The sequence below is a fragment of the Buttiauxella sp. JUb87 genome (genome assembly GCF_004361975.1).
Taxonomy (GTDB): Bacteria; Pseudomonadota; Gammaproteobacteria; order Enterobacterales; family Enterobacteriaceae; genus Buttiauxella; species Buttiauxella ferragutiae.
In genome coordinates, this window is sequence record NZ_SNVY01000007.1 from 57221 (window position 1) to 75230 (window position 18010).

Consider the following 18010-nt stretch of genomic DNA (forward strand, 5'->3'; position numbering starts at 1 on the left):
GATAAGCGCGAGCGACATCCACCGTTTACCCCAGCGATGTCGGGTGAAGCTATGCTTTCCCGAACGACACCAAAGTTTGATTAAAGGTACTCAGAATGAAAATTTTAACCGCTTTCATGCTGTTGGTCTCCACTTCAACGCTCGCCGCCAGCGATTACGACCAGCCTATTAAACTGGCACAGGAATTCAACCAATGGTACCTGCAACAAATCAGTCAGAATAAAAATCCTCTTACCGATGGCCATGATATTGATAAATATGTGACTAAAAGCACGCTGGAAAAACTACGTTCAGCCATCGGTAACGAAGCTGAATTTTACGACGCCGACTTTTTTATTCGCGCCCAGGATTTTGGCGAAGACTGGCCGACGAACGTCACCGTAGTATCCAGTGACTATGACCCCGTTTGCTTCAACATTTATGTTTCCTACGGCAAAAAACAGCAACACACCGTTATTGACTGCATGGTAAAGGAAGCCGGAACCTGGAAAATCCAGTCTGTTGCAGGCCAGACCATACTGAGAAATGAAAACGTGAAGTAGCGGGAAAAAGGTCACTAAAGTGGTGTTGTAGGGTGGATAAGCGATAGCGTCATCCACCATTTTAGCCTGTTTTTCGGACGGTGCTGCGCTTATCCGACCAGGGAATAGGTTTGTCTTTTTTTCCACACTTTTCAACGTGATTTTTGCCTTCTTTAACATGGCGCTCATTAATCCAGCAAAAGAACCTTTATACTAATACACCTGTGTTTATCAATAATCCTCAGATATTTTTTTGGAAAAAGGTTTTATTAAAAATGGAAAGCTTTATAGAAGCTCTGTGGCGCGTTTTTATTTCGTTTAGAAATAAAACAAATGAACACAGAGTCACCGATATGGGTCTGGTAAAATAATGACTCACTTCACCTTTATTCTCAAGAATAATAAACATGCTATTAACATATTAACCGGATATAAAGGTTATACGGCCAGGCTGAAGCAAAAGATGAAAAAAACAGCAATGAGATGAGAATTATCTTGCGTCAGTCCTTATGGGGTTGAGAAAGATAATTTCATCCCTAAACTATTTTAGTTCACTGCAAATGGAAGGCACGATGAGAGGAAAAATACCGAAGACCGAATTGCTGGTGACGTTTGAAGTGGTGGCACGTCACGAAAGTTATACTCGGGCAGCAGAAGAGTTGGCTTTGACACAGAGCGCTGTGTTCAGACAAGTAAACGCGTTGGAGGATTTTCTGCATACTGCATTATTTGACCATGCAAAAAAACGTATTCATTTAAATGCGGCAGGTAAGCACTATCTGAACATTGTTAAAGAAACGCTAAATAAACTTGAGCGTGATACTCATTCGATAATGGCCTGGCAACCTGCGGTTCAGGCTATTGAGTTAGCCGTCAATCCGACATTAAGCACTCATTGGTTGATTCCCAATTTACGCGAGTTCAATAAATTAAATCCCGATATTACGGTCAATATTCATTCACTGGCTAATATCGGCGATTTTCTAAACAATGATTATGACGCCGCTATTATGCGCGAAGATTTTTGTACACCATGGTCTGGAATGGAATATTTATTTGAAGAGGAGATTTTGCCCGTTTGTAGCAGAAGCCTGTTATCCCGACCTGATCAAAAATTCGCTGTCGATGACTTGCTGAATGAATTTCCTTTGTTGCATCAAAGTACCCGCACCACCGGTTGGCAAGAGTGGTTTGCGCTGTCGGATGTTAACAGCCCGCTGGTGAACAAAGGCCCGCGCTTTGACTTGCTCTCGATGTTGATTGCGGCGGTACGCTCAAATCTGGGAACCGCATTATTACCTCGTTTTGCTATTCAGCGCGATCTGGACAGCGGTGAAATGGTCATTCCTTGTGATGTTCCTATTCGTACCGGGAACCGCTTCATTTTGACATGGCGGGCAGAAAAAGCTGAGTCCCGACATTTGCAGATTCTTCGCGCCTGGTTACTGGAAAAATCACTGATATCTGAGCCAGCCTGATTGATGATGCCGCCCGGTTTTCACCAGGCGGCATACCTTACCAGTCAATACCAGATTGAGCCTGAATCCCGCTATCAAAGGCATGTTTTACCGGTCGGATTTCACTGACGGTATCAGCAATATCCAGCAACTGGCTGTGACAACCGCGCCCGGTCACCACCACACTTTGATGGGCGGGGCGATTCGCTATCGATGAAATAACCTCCTGAATATCCAGGTAGTGATAAGCCAGCATATAGGTGAGTTCATCGAGTACCACCAGGTCGTAACGCGCATCGGCGAGCATGCGCTTACTTTCCTGCCAGACCGCGAGAGCAGCCTGGATATCTTCTTCTCTATTCTGGGTTTCCCAGGTAAAACCGGTGCCCATAATGTGGAATTCAACATTGTGCTGATGCAGCGTGTTGTATTCACCATTATCCCACTGGCCTTTAATGAATTGCGCGACCCCGACGGTTTTGCCATGGCCGATAGCGCGCGTCACTGTCCCAAAGGCTGCGGTCGATTTTCCTTTTCCGTTGCCGGTAAAAACAATCAGGATACCTTTCCTTTCGGTTGCCGCCGCCACACGGCTATCTACCCGCTCTTTGATCTTTTGCTGGCGCTGACGATGGCGTTCAGTATTGGTTCGCGTTTCCATAAACGCTCCTTAATGCTTTGCAGGGCAAGATGCGCAACTTTGCTTTTGCTCAAACTGTTCAAAGAAGTTATTGCCTTTATCGTCGACCAGAACAAAAGCCGGCAGGTTTTTCACTTCCATCATCCACACCGCTTCCATGCCCAGTTCAGGGTACTCAAGGCAGCGCAGGCTTTTCACATATTGCTGCGCCAGTAATGCCGCCGCGCCACCGATACTCCCGAGGTTAAAACCACCATGTTTGAGGCAGGCATCGGTCACTTGCTGGCTGCGGTTACCTTTCGAAAGCATGACCAGGCTGCCACCTGCTGCCTGGAACTGGTCAACATAACCATCCATGCGCCCGCCAGTGGTCGGCCCGAGCGAACCACACGGCTGGTTGTCCGGCGTTTTGGCAGGGCCCGCGTAATAGACGATATGGTTTTTCATGTAGTCGGGCATCGCTTCGCCCTTGTCCAGCCGCGCTTTGATTTCAGCATGGGCAATGTCGCGGGCGACCACGATGGAGCCGCTTAACGACACACGTGTGCCAATCGGCAGCTTAGACAAGTCGGCCATAATCTCTTTCAGTGGGCGGTTCAGGTCGAGTTGCACCGTCTGGGCGCTATTCTCTGTACGCTGAGAATCCGGAATAAATTTGCCTGGATTGTGCTCGAGTTTTTCCAGCCAGATTCCCTGCTTATTGATCTTGCCTTTAATATTACGGTCGGCAGAACAGGACAGCGCCATCGCGATTGGGCAGGAACCGCCGTGGCGTGGCAGACGGATAACCCGGATATCATGGGCGAAGTATTTGCCGCCAAACTGCGCGCCGATGCCAAATTCACGGCTGGCATTGAGTAACGCGGTTTCCAGTGCCGTGTCGCGGAATGCCTGGCCGAGTTCATTCCCCTCGGTTGGCAGATTGTCGTAATACTTGGTCGAAGCCAGTTTGGCGACTTTCAGTGACTGGTCGGCCGACAACCCGCCCACCACAAACGCGATATGGTAAGGAGGGCAGGCGGCGGTACCCAGCGACTTCATTTTTTCAATCAGGAAGGCGGTCAGCTTTTCAGGCTGGAGAATAGATTTTGTTTCCTGGAATAGCGCCGCTTTGTTGGCAGAGCCACCGCCTTTGTTGACGAACAGGAAACGATATTCATTGCCAGGTGTGGCGCTAATATCAATCTGCGCAGGCAGGTTGGTCTGAGTGTTGACCTCGGTGTACATGTCCAGCGGCGCATTCTGCGAGTAGCGCAGATTATTCTCCTGGAAGGTGGTGTAGATGCCTTTACTTAAGGCTTCAGCATCGTCGCCGCCGGTCCAGATAGACTGACCTTTACTCGCCACAATGGTAGCTGTCCCGGTATCCTGGCAATTTGGCAGCACACCTTTTGCCGACACTTCCGCGTTGCGTAACAGTTGCAGCGCAACGTATTTATCATTATCACTGGCCTGTGGGTCGTGCAGGATGCTGGCAATCTGCTTGAGATGGGCAGCACGCAGGAAAAACGACGCTTCGTAAAAAGCATGCTGCGCCAGTAGCGTTAAGGCCTCAGGGGCAACTTTGATGACCTCTTCACCGTCCAGCTCCGTCACCGTAATGTGTTGGCCGCTGAGCAATGTATATTCCGTATTATCTTTGCTTTGTAAAAACGGTTCCTGCCAGGCAAATGGTTTAGACATGTCGACTTCTCACTTATCAGTCATTAATGAAGGGCATCTGGTGCGATGCCCTTTTCTTCGGGCTTACTTCGCTAAAAAGAGATTGGATTGTGTCGCTTGCGCAACATACTCAATGGTTTGCTGGGCGCGAACGCTGTTGCCCGCGGAATCAAGCGGCGGAGAGTACACGGCGATGGCATATTTCCCCGGCACCACGGCGACCATGCCGCCGCCGACACCGCTTTTCGCCGGAAGGCCTACGGTGTAAAGCCACTTGCCGCTGCCGTCATAAAGCCCGGCAATAGCCATTTCCGCTAACACCTGCGGGACATATTTCTCGTTTAACAGTTGCTTGCCGGTGTAAGGCGATTTGCCATTATTGGCGAGCACCGCGCCCATTTTGGCGAGCTGCTCGGTGGTGACATCCACTGAACACTGACGGGTATAAATCTCTACGGCTTCACGGGTATCGCCATAGAAACTGTTATAGGACTCCATTAACTGCGCCAGCGCCTGATTGTGCTGGTTGGTGTCCATTTCAGATTTGAATACCGGCTCGTTGACGGTCAACGAGGCATCCGCCCACGCATTCAGGTTGTTGAGAATTTTGTTCCAGCGGTCGGTTTTATCTTTGGCTTCAACCAGGCTAACGGTGCTCATCGCTCCCGCATTGACCAATGGATTTTCTGGAGCGCCTTTGGTCAACTCCACGGCTAAACCGGAGTTGAATGGCAGCCCGGTGGCATTGGCACCGAGTTTATCCAGCACCTCTTTTGGCCCGTGCTGTTCCATCGCGAGCGCCATGGTGAAGACCTTGCTCAGGGACTCCATCGGGAAGGCTTTTTTGACATCACCTGTCTGGTAAATTTTGCCGTCCACCGTGGCGATGGTGATGGCAAAATTCTGTGGGCTGTAAGTGGCAAGCGCCGGAATATAGTCAGCGACTTTTCCGTCGTTATTATTTTTATATTTTTGATGCGCTTGCTTGATGAGTGCGTCGTAGTCTGGTGCAGTTTGCGCCAGCGTCGTGGTGCTGACTAAGAAACTGAGCGATAACACACTTGCTGCTAAGAGTTTTATTTTCACGTTGTAGCCCTGTGTTGTTGTGTTAAAAAAGGCCGACGAAAGTCGGCCTTGAATATCAGTACATGGTCACTTCAGATGCTTTAGTCGCCGGGTGTTCTAAGCCAGGCGTTTTGGCTGGAGCGTCACCACGGCAACCTTCACCGAAGTGTTCACCTTCCCAGCGGCCAACAATCGCAGCACCCATGGCGTTACTCATCACGTTAGTCGCTGAACGGCCCATATCGAGGAACGGATCGACACCCATCAGCAGAATCAAACCGGCTTCTGGAATATTGAACTGGTTGAGTGTTGCGGCGATAACCACCATCGATGCACGTGGTACACCGGCCATGCCTTTAGAGGTCAGCATCAGGATCAACAGCATGGTGATCTGCTCGCCCATACTCAGTTCAATGTTGCAGGCCTGTGCGATAAACACAGTGGCAAAAGAGCAGTAAGCCATTGAGCCGACGAGGTTAAAGGAGTAACCGATTGGCAGTACGAAGCTGGCAATCTTCGAGGAAACGCCAAACTTCTCCAGTTTATCGAGCGTACCAGGGAAAGCGGCTTCGGAGCTGGAAGTGGTGAAAGCCAGAAGGGCAGGTTCGAGGATTGATTTGGTCAGACGGCCAATACACGGCCCGATGAGCATAGTGGAAAGGCCAATCAGAATCGCCCACAGCATCCCAAGGGTCAGGTAGAACTCACCCATGAAGATACCGGCGCTGACCATCACACCCAGCCCACGTTCGGCAATCAAACCCGAGATCGCTGCGAAAACGGTCAGTGGCGCAAACAGCATCACATAGCCAGTCAGCTTCAGCATGACGTGCACCAGAGAATCGAGCACTTTCACGATTGCCTCGCCTTTCTCGCCGATTGCTGCCAGGCTGCAACCGAGGAAAATCGAGAACACCACAATTTGCAGGATTTCATTACGAGCCATCGCATCGACGATACTGGTTGGTACGGCGTGCGAGATAAACACTTTCAGAGTGAACGGTTCAGATTTAACCGCTGATAACGCTCCGACATCGTGCGGTACAAAGTTAATGCCAGCACCTGGCTGGAAGATATTAACAATCACCAGACCCAGTGCGATGGAGAGCAGTGAGGCACAAATAAAGAGGAAGAACGTTTTCGAGAATATACGCCCCAGCGTTTTAGCATCGCCCATTTTGGCAATGCCGACCACCAGAGTAGAAATAACTAATGGTGCAATAATCATTTTTACCATACGTAAGAATATGGTGGTAAAAATGGAAATATCGCCTGCATACGATTTTGCCGCATCAGCCGATGCCATATTATTAATGGCCACGCCTGCGATCATACCTAATATAAGGCCTAGTATGATCATCTTCGTTAAACTAATTTTCTTCATGTTTACTCCATCGGATAATGGTTGGGTATTAAGGTGTAGGGCGGCGTGTACCCCGCAGCTACCAAGGCACACACCTGTTTATGACCAACCGCATGAATAATTTGGTGTGCTGGGATACAGCAATATTCCGCACACCATTTAATGTTGTTGTATTATTTTTACTACAGGTCGAACTGAATGCTTAATAATGGTGCATGTTGCTGGGCACCATAAACATCATTGTCACCGACGCTTCCTGAAATAATATCGCGAGGCATGACAATCTTTACCGCGTTGGCTGGGTCAAACCAGATAATGCGGTGAACAAATTCAGGCTCGACGTGATACAAATCGGCAATAAGCTGTGGTGTTAATTGCTCAGATGCTTTTACGCGCTGATAGTCTTCACGGGTTTTAAATAAAATATCTAATACCAGTTCGTACGGTCCGGCGTTTTTAGAACGAATGACCTGCGCCAATGAGCAGATTGACTGTTTCATGCCTGAACTCCTTCTGGCGTCACCTGTTCAAGGGTGAAATCAAAACGTAGGTCGTCGTTCGCTTCAATCAGGTGATAGATCGAGAACTCATACACTGGCCCGCTTTGAATGTCGGATGGCGAGAACGGGAAGGCGAGGTTGCCTGCGGTCGCCATGCGGTTTTCATAGCCGTAGTGCAGCAGGGTAGAGCGCACCAGCGAACAAACGCTGTTGGCGATCTCCTGAGTCGGCGCGACCACGTCCAACAAAATCCCCAGCTCATGTCCGGCTGTTTGCATCGGTTCATGGATACCCATGACACCGTTTTTGCCATACAGATGGAACGTGATGCGGATGCTGTCGTCATTGAGCGAGAGGTTGCTCGCCACGCTGGCTTTCACCTCTTCAAGAATGGTGTCGATGCCGGCAATCATAATCGGGTCGCGTGTCCCGGCGATGGTCAGGCAACGGAAACCTACCTGGCGCGCACCTTCGAGTTTCAGCGCATAAGGCGTTTCTTCGTGACGTGAACCGCTAACGTACACTTCACCGTCGTTAACGGCCTTGAAGCTACAGCCTTTCAGATTCAGCACGCCGCCAGGGCCTGGCAGGAAGTACGGATCCGACTTCTCATACAACGTGTGTGCTGCCGCTGAAGTCTCGGTAAATTTGCGCTTCGGATTGAATGTTTTGAGCGTAAAGCCGTGTTCATCAATGATGCCCATCGCGCAATCCGAACCGGAACCTGGCGTTGCGGCAATGGCCGCACATTCGAGGATCTTCCCGCAGTGCAGCGCCAGCCCTTCATCAAACCCTTTCATGATGGGCAGCGCGGCGAAGCAGGCCGGATCGTAAGCACGTCCGCCCAACACCACCTGCGCACCCGCTTCCAGCGCACGCTGGAAAGGTTCGATACCCATTTGCGCGACGATGTAAGTGCTCTCTTCAATCGCCTCGTGGGTCAGTTCAGGGACAAAATCCAGCGCGGTAATCGCACCGTTATCCAGCGCCTGATGAACCGTGGCTTTGTCGACATCCGACGGGATCAACGCCATCGAGAAGCTTAAATTCTCTTCTTGCGCGATCTCGAGGATTATCTGGCGGCACCATTCCAGATGCGGTGCGGCGCCGGAGCCTCCGGCGGTGCCAATCACCACCGGAATGTTGTGGTTAACACCCGCGGTGATCATATAGCGCAGATCGCGTTTAACGCCTGCCCGATCGGTGAACGGTTTGCCTGCCCCTAAATAATGAGGGCCAGGATCGGAGGATCCCGCGTCAACCGCAATCAGATCCGGTGATTCCAGCATGGCTTTGCGAAAGCTCTCTTCCGGGAAGCCATAACCCAGGATAGCCGTCGGTGACAAGATCTTAAATGTGCGTGCCATTTCTCAATCCTTTGTCTGCAACAGCGCAATAGTGCGGTTCATTTCGTTGAACACAATATTGAGCCCTTCATCGAAGCCCATACCAGGCTTTATCAACATACGCATTGGACGAGCGGCTAGCGCCACGTGTACGCAAGTGCGAGCACTGATCTCGGTTTCGTTACAGGTACCGCCCTGGTAGGCTTCCATACCGTGTTTGTTGCAATAGAGCACGGCGTCAACGATGTTGTGAATGCCACCCAGGTCCGGGGTTTTGATCTGCACCATGTGGCAACTGCCCGCATCGGTGAAATCAACGATATCCTGATAGGTGTTACACCATTCGTCGGCGACGATCTTCACACCGGAACCCAGACGAGTCAGCTCATGGGTAATCTCGGTCAGCATGCGGATCTGATCCGGTTTATTACCGGCATCCACCGGACCTTCAATGTACAGCGGCAGGCCCTGTGCTTCTTTTTCCAGGCTGGCGATGTACTCGGCGCAGCGCACCGTGTCCATATCGAAAATCAGGCCAATGGTGCCGTAGACGTCGATATGCAGGGTCGGTTGGTATTTCTCGCTGGTGCGCAGTTTCAGAATGCGGTCAGACAACCAGCGCACATATTCACGCAGTTTCTCACCGTGAAAACCGAGCTTCTGCTCCACGTTGTTGATCAGCGCATGCGGCAGGACATCCACACCTTTAAGGATCATTTTATCGACCGCGATATAGCGGTCATCGCCGCTCTGGCCGAATAATGGAATCGCTTCCGGAACGCATGGCAACTGCCATTCATTACAGACCACTTCCGCTTTCAGGCAGCCGGTTGCCAGCGCGGTGGCATCGAGCAGCGCCTGAGAAAGACCATAACGCACAGCGGTATGCAGCAGATGCCCGTCGATCATTAACGTGTCGAAGAAGCGCGCATTCGGCAGGAACGCATCGACATCGCGGCCTTCCAGCAACGGTTTGATATGGTCGTTGAGGAAAGGAATAAAGTTTGCCGCCAGGAACAGCGGGTCACGGCCACCCGCCCCTGAATATTGCACTGCCGCACAGTCGCCGACGGCAACCGCACCATTTTCAAGAATCAGTTGTACCGAAACGCATTCCCCCGCCTGACGCACCGCTGTGAAACCTGGCGTGACCGGTTCGCCGGTATAGATGAAGCCGTCATGTCCGGCACCGTCTTTAATAGCTTGTTGATCGTCAAAATAAAATGAGGAGTAGCCTGCGGTGAAAAGCGCTTGTTTAATTTTCATCATGGTCTTCCTATTAATTTACTGTGGGATACAGCGTTGATGTCATCAATAACCATCTGGAATGAAGGTTTGCGGCCTTCGAATTGCGCGCGCTCTGCGACGTAATCGTGGTGCAGGGCCAGAATGTCTTCCGGCAGCGGAACCGCTCCGGCATCAAGAATACGAATGGCGCCATAGTTATCGCGCACCGGTAAAATTTTGCCTGCGTTACAGGAAGCCGGAGCGAATGGCACATCCAGTACGCCTGCTTCAAAGGCCAGCACCGTACCGCGAGCAATATCGCCATTGCCCAGCTCGAAGACTTTCTTCAGCACGGCACGCACTTCGCTCTTAATCAGAGACACTTCCTGATCGACGGCAGGGCATGGTGGGAATTTCTGGTCGCTGACCATGTTGAGCATCTGGCGTGAAGCTTTCAGACCCTGGGCGTTAGCCGCCGCGGTAGGGATACCGAAGGCTTCGTGTGGGCTCTTGGTGATCACCTTAGTGGCACCGGACATACCCGCTACCGCCGCACCCCAGGAGATAATGCCGAAGGCTTTAGCTTCGTCTTCCGGGAAGCCACCCATCCACTGGTGGAATACGGTGCTCAGCTCGTAATCGTCGAAGCCGTAGTTATGGAAATACTCATGAGACAACTCGCGCAGCGACTGAATCGCGGCGATGTCCTGAGTCAGGCTTCCCACCTGGCCGTAGCCGACGGTAATAGATTTCACGCCCTGTTCCAGCGCCAGCAAACCTTCAATGATCGCCACGGAATGCGACATGAATGGCGGGATAAGCGTGCCGGTCAGCGGGCCGAACGGTTCGCGGTTAATGCGAATACCATGTTCTTCATACAGGCCCATCAGACGGTCGCAGTACTGCCAGTCACGGATCGATTTTTCTAGCGTGACGCGCTTAGCGTAAGGAATGTTGTAGGAGATGCCGCCGCCTTCGTAGCTGGTAAAGCCACTGGCCATGGAGATCTCTGCCAGCAGGCGTGCATCCGGCGTACCGTGGCGAATTTGCAGCGGTTTTTCCAGCGTTTCGGTCAAACGACGGCAGGCAGCCACACCGTGGTTGACGACCGGCAGGCCGTTCAGCTTAGACGTCCCGGCTTCAATGGATTTCTGAATCCCGACGGCGGCTTCTTCGTAGCGGTTCAGACGGGTATAGGCATCAATGGTGGAAGGCAGCAGGTCACACTCTTCCTGCAACGTTTTGAGCAGTTCGATGTGCTCATCCATTAATGCCACGCCTGCACGTGGCTGGCTCAGGGTTTTGCCTTCCTGATCGGCTTTCAGCAGAGCGTGAGAGAAGCGTTTTTTCTCAGGAATTGTTTGTTGGTACTTCACGCCATCTTCAAAGTTTTCAACGTCCTTACCGGTATGCCAGGTCTGAAGAACCTGGTGCCGTTCGGTCATGAATTCATCATGGGTTAACTTTTTATTACGGAGTTCCATTCGTTGCTGCCTTATCTATAGGGTTAAACATTGAATGCTGGTGCGAGCGGCGAGCTGCGGATAAAGCCTGGCGACGTTTGCCAGCAGCGGTAACAAGCCTTTTGAATCGCGGTAATATTCAAATTGGGTGGGGAGCAGAATGCGTCTGCCGTCATCGTCAAGTTCGCGGTATTTCATCCAGTTGTGGATGTCGAACCGGTTGGCGCGTGAAAGCCATCCGCCGGACCCGACAACACGACGAACGGTGGTCAGGTCACGTCCCATCTGCAAATCGACACTACCCACGCAGGTGCACACCTGTTTTTTGGTGCCCGCATGACGTTCGCTGGCGTAGCCGACACACAACCCTGCCAGTACGGTGTCGAAATATTTTTCTTCCTCGTTACACGGCAGATAATCGGGATGCGCCACCAGATGTTGCAGATAGCGATAAAAAGCTTCCTGGCGTTGCGGCTGATGCGCGAAGAGCACGTTCACCAGTTCCCTGGTGCTTTCGCCGACCACCATGGCCGAGACACGCATCCCCAAATCACCTTCTACGGTGCGTTTGACGAAGGGTTCAGGCACGCCGTGCAACACGGTGTCAGGAGAAAGGGTATTGTTGCTGGTGGAGTAAATATCGGTGGTCGCGCCACCCATATCGATCAGCATGAACTCCTTCCACGAGCTGTCGGAATCGCTGATCGCTTTCACCAGTTCATAAACGGTCCACGGAGTCGGCATCGGCTCCTCACCCGTTTCCCCGACGATGACGTCCAGGCCTTTTCCTTTGACGATCCGTGATAAAAAGAGATCGCAAATCGCCTGCCGCGCGGCATACGGATTCGGGTGATCGAGATCCGGTAGAATGTTGTCTACCGTGGTCAGATCTTTATGCCCGAGGATCGTCTGCACATCGTCCTGAATGTCGCGGTTACCGGCGTAGATAATGGCGCAATCCAGGTTTGACTCTGCCAGCGCATGGGCGTTGGCCAGGCCGTAACTTTCTTCCCCACCGTCGGTGCCACCGGCAAAGAGCAGAATGTCGGGAGGTGTGGTTTCCAGCGCCTTGATGTCGTGGCGATTCAGCTTGTACGAGTAATACTGCGCGATTTTCGCCCCTGCTGAGTGGGCGGTGACTTTCGCGGATTCCAGGGTGATTGACGGCACCAGCCCCATTGCGGCAACGGCAAGACCGCCTTTCGCAGATGAGGAGTATTTCAGCGTCACTTCACCGCTGTTGAGCAGTGGGCGAGCATCGGCAACATTGAGCACCTGATTCAGGCTGGCAAAGAAACCGTCAGCCAGGTGGTGCGTTGTGGTTGGGGTCAGGACGTGGTTCACCAACGTTAACGCATCCCCCTCCCGAGCGAAGAGGGCTGCTTTGGTCCACGTCGAGCCGATGTCGACAGAGACAATTTGCATCAGATGGCCTCTTCAAGGCAGCGTTGGTCAATGTCGTTTGTTATCAGAGAACAAACACTTTCAAGATCGTGGCTTGGGGCAAAGACGCGGTTAAAGCCCATCTCTTTGAACTTGGTCTCGATATCCCCAAAGTCATGCTTGCCGACCACCAGGTTGCCGCCAACGTACAGCAGAATGTCGCCGATACCGCGTTCAATACAACGCTCGCGCAGACCGAGGCAGTCGATGTCACCGTGGCCATAAATTGACGACACCACAATCGCATCGGCACCCGTTTCGATAGCAGCATCGATATATTCATCCTGGCTCACCATCACCCCAAGATTGATTACGCGAAAATCATGGGCAGTAAAAACGCGATCCAAAACTTTATTGCCTACCGCATGGCAGTCAGCACCAATGACGCCAATAACAAGTGTTGATTTTTTCATTAATAATCCTCTGTAGGGCTGATAATCAGAAAGTAAGAGCTATTGCTATTATTTATTGCGCAGGCTGATTGCGCCTTTTAACTGAGCTGGAGTTTCTTTGTCTGATGTAATTGAAGCAATTGATCTATTTTCAGAATATCTTTCTAAAAATGATTGTTGTGAAGTGTGTTTTATAAATAATGTTTAATATCAGTGTGTTATGATTATTTTTTCTGGGGTTTTTATTATTTTAATTATAATGGTGAACAGGTGTGTTTTCATGTTTGTGATCTGAATCTTATTTTGTGTTTAATCTAAATGCATTCATGAATAATAATTAATTAAGAAGGCTCTATAAATAAAAGTGTGAATTGCTTAACGGTTTTTTATTTATTAAGTGTGTACTGCAGGTGCTATATAAATAGGTGTCAGGTGATTATGGGTTTTTTAGTTAATAAGATGTTAATATTGATGTGTTAATTTGCTGTGTCGGCAGCAAACAGACTTAATTAAATTAATCATCAGTCTCTATTTGCCGATTTTTGATATTTGCGTATGAGATCTTTCTTTAAACTCAATAAATAATGAGAAGCCCATCAAGTATTTTTAAAGAAGACTCCTGAATAATGTGCGTGAATTTAAGCGCCAAATTACGATGTTGCCGTTAATTTTAATACTGACCATTTAGGATGATTCTATGAATGAAGGGAAAGTCTGGCTTGTTGGTGCTGGCCCCGGTGATGTTTCTTTAATTACCGTAAAAGGATTACATGCGATCCGTCACGCAGAAGTGATTGTTCACGACCGGTTAGTTAACCCTGAACTATTAAAACAGGCGCCAAAAAACTGTCTCATTATTAACGTTGGTAAAAACCCCAATCACCACCCGATTCCTCAGTCAGAAATTAATGCCATCCTCGTGGAATATGCCCGCATGAACAAACAGGTTGTCCGTCTAAAAGGCGGGGACCCGTATGTTTTTGGCCGTGGTGCGGAAGAAGTGGAAGAACTGGCCAAAGAAGGGTTGAAATTCGAGGTGGTACCTGGCATCAGTTCCGCGATTGGCGGCTTAGTGTACGCGGGGATCCCGGTGACGCATCGTGATTACGCCTCCAGTTTCCATATCATTACCGGCCATATGTGCCAGGGGAATGACCCGCAAAACTGGCATGCCTTTGCGCAGCTCGACGGCACGCTGGTTATCCTGATGGGAATGACCCGCCTGAGCGAAATTTGCCAGCAACTCATCGCCGGTGGAAAGTCAGCAGACACGCCAGCTGCGGTGGTGATGTACGCCAGCCAGGCACGCCAGCAAGTGGCGCGGGGAACACTTGCCACCCTTCATCTGGAAGTTGAGCGTCAGCAACTTCACGCCCCGGCACTGATTGTTATCGGTGAGGTGGTGAATCTGCATGACGTGTTAGCGTTTACGGCCACCCAGATAGAGATCCAGGAAATGGTCTGCTAATGCGGGAGCGGCCAATGAGTGAACATGGTGGGAATAGTGTCGAAATCGCCCAACAGCTCGGTATTGCGCCAGAAGCTCTGCTGGATTTCAGTGCCAATATCAATCCGCTGGGTTTATCTGCGCGAGTTAAGTCGCTCATCACTACTCATCTGGAACTTATTGAGCGCTATCCGGATGTTGAATATCGTCACCTTCATCAGGCGCTGGCGTCGGCCAATCACTGCGATGTTGAACAGGTTATTGCCGGTAATGGTGCCACGGAACTGATTTACGGCCTGGTGCGCGCGTTATCGCCACGCAGCGCCATGCTTCTGGTGCCCGGTTTTGCGGAATACCGCCGGGCGCTGGCGCAGCAGGGTTGTCGGGTAATTGAATATCGCTTAGAAGAGTCACAGGGTTTTCAGCCCGATCAACAGCTGCTAGAAGCTGTTCGTCAACAACGGCCTGACTGCCTGTTTATTGCCACGCCGAATAATCCAACAGGGTTGATGCCCGACGCGCAGCTGTTAAATGAACTGGCAGAACTGTGTGAAACGAGCCAGATAGCGCTGATTGTTGATGAAGCTTTTATTGATTTTCTTCCTCAAGGATCAAGCCTGGCTGCGCGTTTGGTGCATTCGAATTATCTCTACCTGTTACGTTCGCTGACCAAATTTTTTGCCATTCCGGGTCTGCGGCTTGGCTATTTGCTAAGTGGTAACCGGGCGACTATTCGTCATCTGAAAGATAACCGCGAGCCCTGGTCGATAAATGGGCTTGCTGCACTCGTGGGTCAGCACTTATTGACTGATGACGATTACATCAATTTGAGCCACCAATATATTGCCCGCCAGCGGGAATATTTATGGCACGCCCTGAAGCAATTTACGTCACTGGTGGTCTGGCAACCTACCGCCAACTACTTGTTTTTCAAATGTACCCATCAACACATTAACCTGAAATCGGCGCTGTTAGCGCAGCGTATTCTTATTCGCCACTGTGAAAATTATCCGGGGCTTGATAGCCATTTCTATCGGGTGGCCGTTCGTCGCGAAGATGAAAACCGGCAGTTGATTCAGGCGCTGAGCCAGATATTAACGCCTGATTCATAAGTGAAACCTCTCCAGAGGTCGGATAAGCGCAGCGACCTCCGTCACCCTCGGCGTAACTGGTGGATGACGCTGGCGCTTATCCCCCCTACAACGGCTATCCCGTAGGCCGGATAAGCGCAGCGACCTCCGTCACTCTCGGCGTAACTGGTGGATGACGCTGACGCTTATCCCCCCTACAACGGCTATCCCGTAGGTCGGATAAGCGCAGCAACCTCCGTCACCCTCGGCGTAACTGGTGGATGACGCTGACGCTTATCCCCCCTACAACGACTATCCCGTAGGCCGGATAAGCGCAGCGACCTCCGTCACCCTTGGCGTAACTGGTGGATGACGCTGACGCTTATCCCCGCTACAACGGCTATCCCGTAGGCCGGATAAGCGCAGCGACCTCCGTCACCCTCGGCGTAACTGGTGGATGACGCTGACGCTTATCCCCCATACAACGACTATCCCGTAGGCCGGATAAGCGCAGCGACCTCCGTCACCCTCGGCGTAACTGGTGGATGACGCTGACGCTTATCCCCCTACAACGGCTATCCCGTAGGTCGGATAAGCGCAGCGACCTCCGTCACCCTCGGCGTAACTGGTGGATGACGCTGACGCTTATCCCCCCTACAACGGCTATCCCGTAGGCCGGATAAGCGCAGCGACCTCCGTCACCCTCGGCGTAACTGGTGGATAACGCTGACGCTTATCCCCCCTACAACGACTATCCCGTAGGCCGGATAAGCGCAGCGACCTCCGTCACCCTCGGCGTAACTGGTGGATGACGCTGACGCTTGTCCCCATACAACGGCTATCCCGTAGGTCGGATAAGCGCAGCGTCATCCGACACCATTAACGGTGATCACAGCAAGGCCACGCCGCCTTCGACCATCTTCAACAAGTGATGCATCGGCCAGTGTGGAGTTAAGCGTTTTTCCGTCAATAGCCCTATCACCCGCTCTACATCATGCTTGTTGCGGTCTAACAACAACCCCACCACGCTGCCGCTGTGCGCGACATTAATACCGTAGAGATCGCACTCTTCAACCAGTGATAACAAGACGTTAAATTCCGGTTTAGGCAAAATATTCTGGCTCGCCACGGCGCTAAGCGTGGCGGCTTCACCCATCAAACGTGGGTTGTTCTGCGCGCACGCTTGCTGAATTTTCCCCCAGGCTGTTTCCAGTTCAGGGGCATGCCGTTGCAGCAACGTGTTTCTTTCCATGCGGTGATAATCTGCGGTCCGCAAAGTCAGTGGGCTTTCAAGCACCAGCAGATCCAGCGCCGGTTGCGAGTCACAGGCGATGCGCGTAGCACCTTTGTTATGGTCAAACAACGTCAGGCTGCGAAAAATAGTGCTGTCGGTGGGTTCGAGTGCAACACACTGCGCCGCCAGTGCTTGTTCACTGAGTTCACGGCCTAAATAACTCGCGGTAGCGAGCGCCGTGGCGGCGATATCTGCGGTGCTACTGGCCATTCCCTTGGCGAGCGGAATCGTCGAGTGGCGCTCAATGCGTATTTCACGGCTCAACTCTGCGGGATATTGCCAGTGCGCCAGCAGCTGTTTCACCATTGCGCGCGACAGAGGAAGTTCGCTTGCTAGCGGAGCGCCAGTGGTGACTTCAACGGTGCTGTACCAGTCCACCGGACACGACACCAGCTTTTCGCCGCCAACAATCCACCCCTGGATAAGCTCGCCACAGGATGCAGGACACTGAGCTACTGCCACATTGACCACCTTTTTCACTCAATTATATCTGCGCGATAGTGACATGGCGCTTTATAGGATTTATTGATTTTCCACAATATAGCTTAATCAGCCATGGCGGTAAAAAGAATAAAGATGTTATATCTGCGCGCTAATAATATGGCTTTGATTTATTTTCATATTAATATGATTTATTTTCATGAACTTATTTGTCTATTTGGTGTAAGGGGTTATTTCATTTAAAAGTGAGGTTTTGTTATTGCTTTACGAAAAGGTAATTAATTGTGGGGCGTGTCAAAGTAAGCAAATTTAATTGGTCTGATAAATTGTCGTAGCGCAATAATTTAATTTCTTAGGCGCTATAACCTGTGTCGAGTTTTTATTTGGCGATATTCAACAGAATTCTTAAATTATGTTTCCACGTATGCGCAACAGTGAATTTACGGCATACGCGGTTAACTGCAATGCTAATAGATACACCACATTGTGTGGTTGGGAAGGGGGTTTAAATCCCCCGCAGCCCCCGCTGCTGTGATGCTGACGAACCCGTGATACCACTGATCGTAAGATTGGGAAGGACGGGTGAGAGTGACGCTAAGCCAGAAGACCAGTCTGTTAGCTAAAAACAACAACTTCGGTGGGAAGTGGGTTGCTCAGAAGCGTCGAGTCGCAAGACTGG

General features: G+C 51.0%; 15 protein-coding genes and 1 riboswitch. Of the genes, 4 read left to right on the forward strand and 11 right to left on the reverse strand.

Annotated features, from left to right (window positions below; genetic code table 11):
• Positions 1–95 precede the first annotated feature (95 nt).
• Positions 96–542 carry a DUF3828 domain-containing protein gene (locus EC843_RS19305; RefSeq protein WP_064544027.1) on the forward strand — a complete coding sequence of 149 codons (447 nt, stop codon included), beginning with the start codon at positions 96–98 and terminating at the stop codon, positions 540–542.
• Between the two features lie 551 nt (positions 543–1093).
• Positions 1094–1999, forward strand: coding sequence for a LysR family transcriptional regulator (locus tag EC843_RS19310; RefSeq protein WP_064544029.1), 906 nt, complete (start codon positions 1094–1096; stop codon positions 1997–1999).
• Positions 2000–2036: 37 nt separating this feature from the next.
• Here EC843_RS19310 and cobO read toward each other — a convergent pair whose 3' ends face one another.
• The 10 genes from cobO to glmS all read right to left on the reverse strand — a co-directional run bounded on the left by cobO (position 2037) and on the right by glmS (position 13100).
• Entirely contained in the window at positions 2037–2639 is a 603-nt protein-coding gene (gene cobO / locus EC843_RS19315; protein WP_133522894.1) for a cob(I)yrinic acid a,c-diamide adenosyltransferase, read from the reverse strand.
• Between the two features lie 9 nt (positions 2640–2648).
• Positions 2649–4301 carry a class I fumarate hydratase gene (locus EC843_RS19320; RefSeq protein WP_064544033.1) on the reverse strand — a complete coding sequence of 551 codons (1653 nt, stop codon included), beginning with the start codon at positions 4299–4301 and terminating at the stop codon, positions 2649–2651.
• A 63-nt stretch (positions 4302–4364) separates the two neighbouring features.
• Entirely contained in the window at positions 4365–5366 is a 1002-nt protein-coding gene (gene glsA, locus EC843_RS19325; protein WP_064544035.1) for a glutaminase A, read from the reverse strand.
• A 55-nt stretch (positions 5367–5421) separates the two neighbouring features.
• Positions 5422–6729 carry a dicarboxylate/amino acid:cation symporter gene (locus EC843_RS19330; RefSeq protein WP_064544037.1) on the reverse strand — a complete coding sequence of 436 codons (1308 nt, stop codon included), beginning with the start codon at positions 6727–6729 and terminating at the stop codon, positions 5422–5424.
• A 161-nt stretch (positions 6730–6890) separates the two neighbouring features.
• Positions 6891–7208: a DUF4387 domain-containing protein gene (locus EC843_RS19335; RefSeq protein ID WP_064544039.1), complete on the reverse strand. Its 318-nt coding sequence runs from the start codon at positions 7206–7208 to the stop codon at positions 6891–6893.
• Positions 7205–8575, reverse strand: coding sequence for an acyclic terpene utilization AtuA family protein (locus tag EC843_RS19340; RefSeq protein ID WP_064544041.1), 1371 nt, complete (start codon positions 8573–8575; stop codon positions 7205–7207). The genes EC843_RS19335 and EC843_RS19340 overlap by 4 nt, the downstream gene beginning before the upstream one ends.
• 3 nt (positions 8576–8578) lie before the next feature.
• Positions 8579–9820 (reverse strand): methylaspartate ammonia-lyase, encoded by a 1242-nt coding sequence (locus EC843_RS19345; RefSeq protein ID WP_064544043.1) that lies wholly within the window; start codon positions 9818–9820, stop codon positions 8579–8581.
• Positions 9820–11265 (reverse strand): methylaspartate mutase subunit E, encoded by a 1446-nt coding sequence (locus EC843_RS19350; RefSeq protein WP_064544044.1) that lies wholly within the window; start codon positions 11263–11265, stop codon positions 9820–9822. The genes EC843_RS19345 and EC843_RS19350 overlap by 1 nt, the downstream gene beginning before the upstream one ends.
• 15 nt (positions 11266–11280) lie before the next feature.
• On the reverse strand, positions 11281–12669 hold the full coding sequence (gene glmL / locus EC843_RS19355; protein ID WP_064544046.1) for a methylaspartate mutase accessory protein GlmL: 1389 nt from the start codon (positions 12667–12669) through the stop codon (positions 11281–11283).
• Complete coding sequence (glmS, locus tag EC843_RS19360) at positions 12669–13100, reverse strand: methylaspartate mutase subunit S (RefSeq protein ID WP_064544048.1); 432 nt, start codon at positions 13098–13100, stop codon at positions 12669–12671. Before glmS ends, glmL begins: the two co-directional genes overlap by 1 nt.
• Before the next feature lie 676 nt (positions 13101–13776).
• On the opposite strand from glmS, the gene cobA reads away from it, so the two are divergent.
• Entirely contained in the window at positions 13777–14547 is a 771-nt protein-coding gene (cobA, locus tag EC843_RS19365; protein WP_133522895.1) for a uroporphyrinogen-III C-methyltransferase, read from the forward strand.
• Between the two features lie 14 nt (positions 14548–14561).
• Positions 14562–15638 (forward strand): threonine-phosphate decarboxylase CobD, encoded by a 1077-nt coding sequence (cobD, locus tag EC843_RS19370; protein ID WP_133522896.1) that lies wholly within the window; start codon positions 14562–14564, stop codon positions 15636–15638.
• A gap of 847 nt (positions 15639–16485) precedes the next feature.
• On the opposite strand, the gene EC843_RS19375 is transcribed toward cobD, so the two are convergent.
• A complete protein-coding gene (locus tag EC843_RS19375) occupies positions 16486–17352 on the reverse strand; it encodes a GHMP kinase (RefSeq protein WP_064544060.1) in 867 nt (288 codons plus the stop codon).
• 434 nt (positions 17353–17786) lie between these two features.
• Positions 17787–17962: riboswitch (cobalamin riboswitch) on the forward strand.
• Positions 17963–18010: the final 48 nt, after the last annotated feature.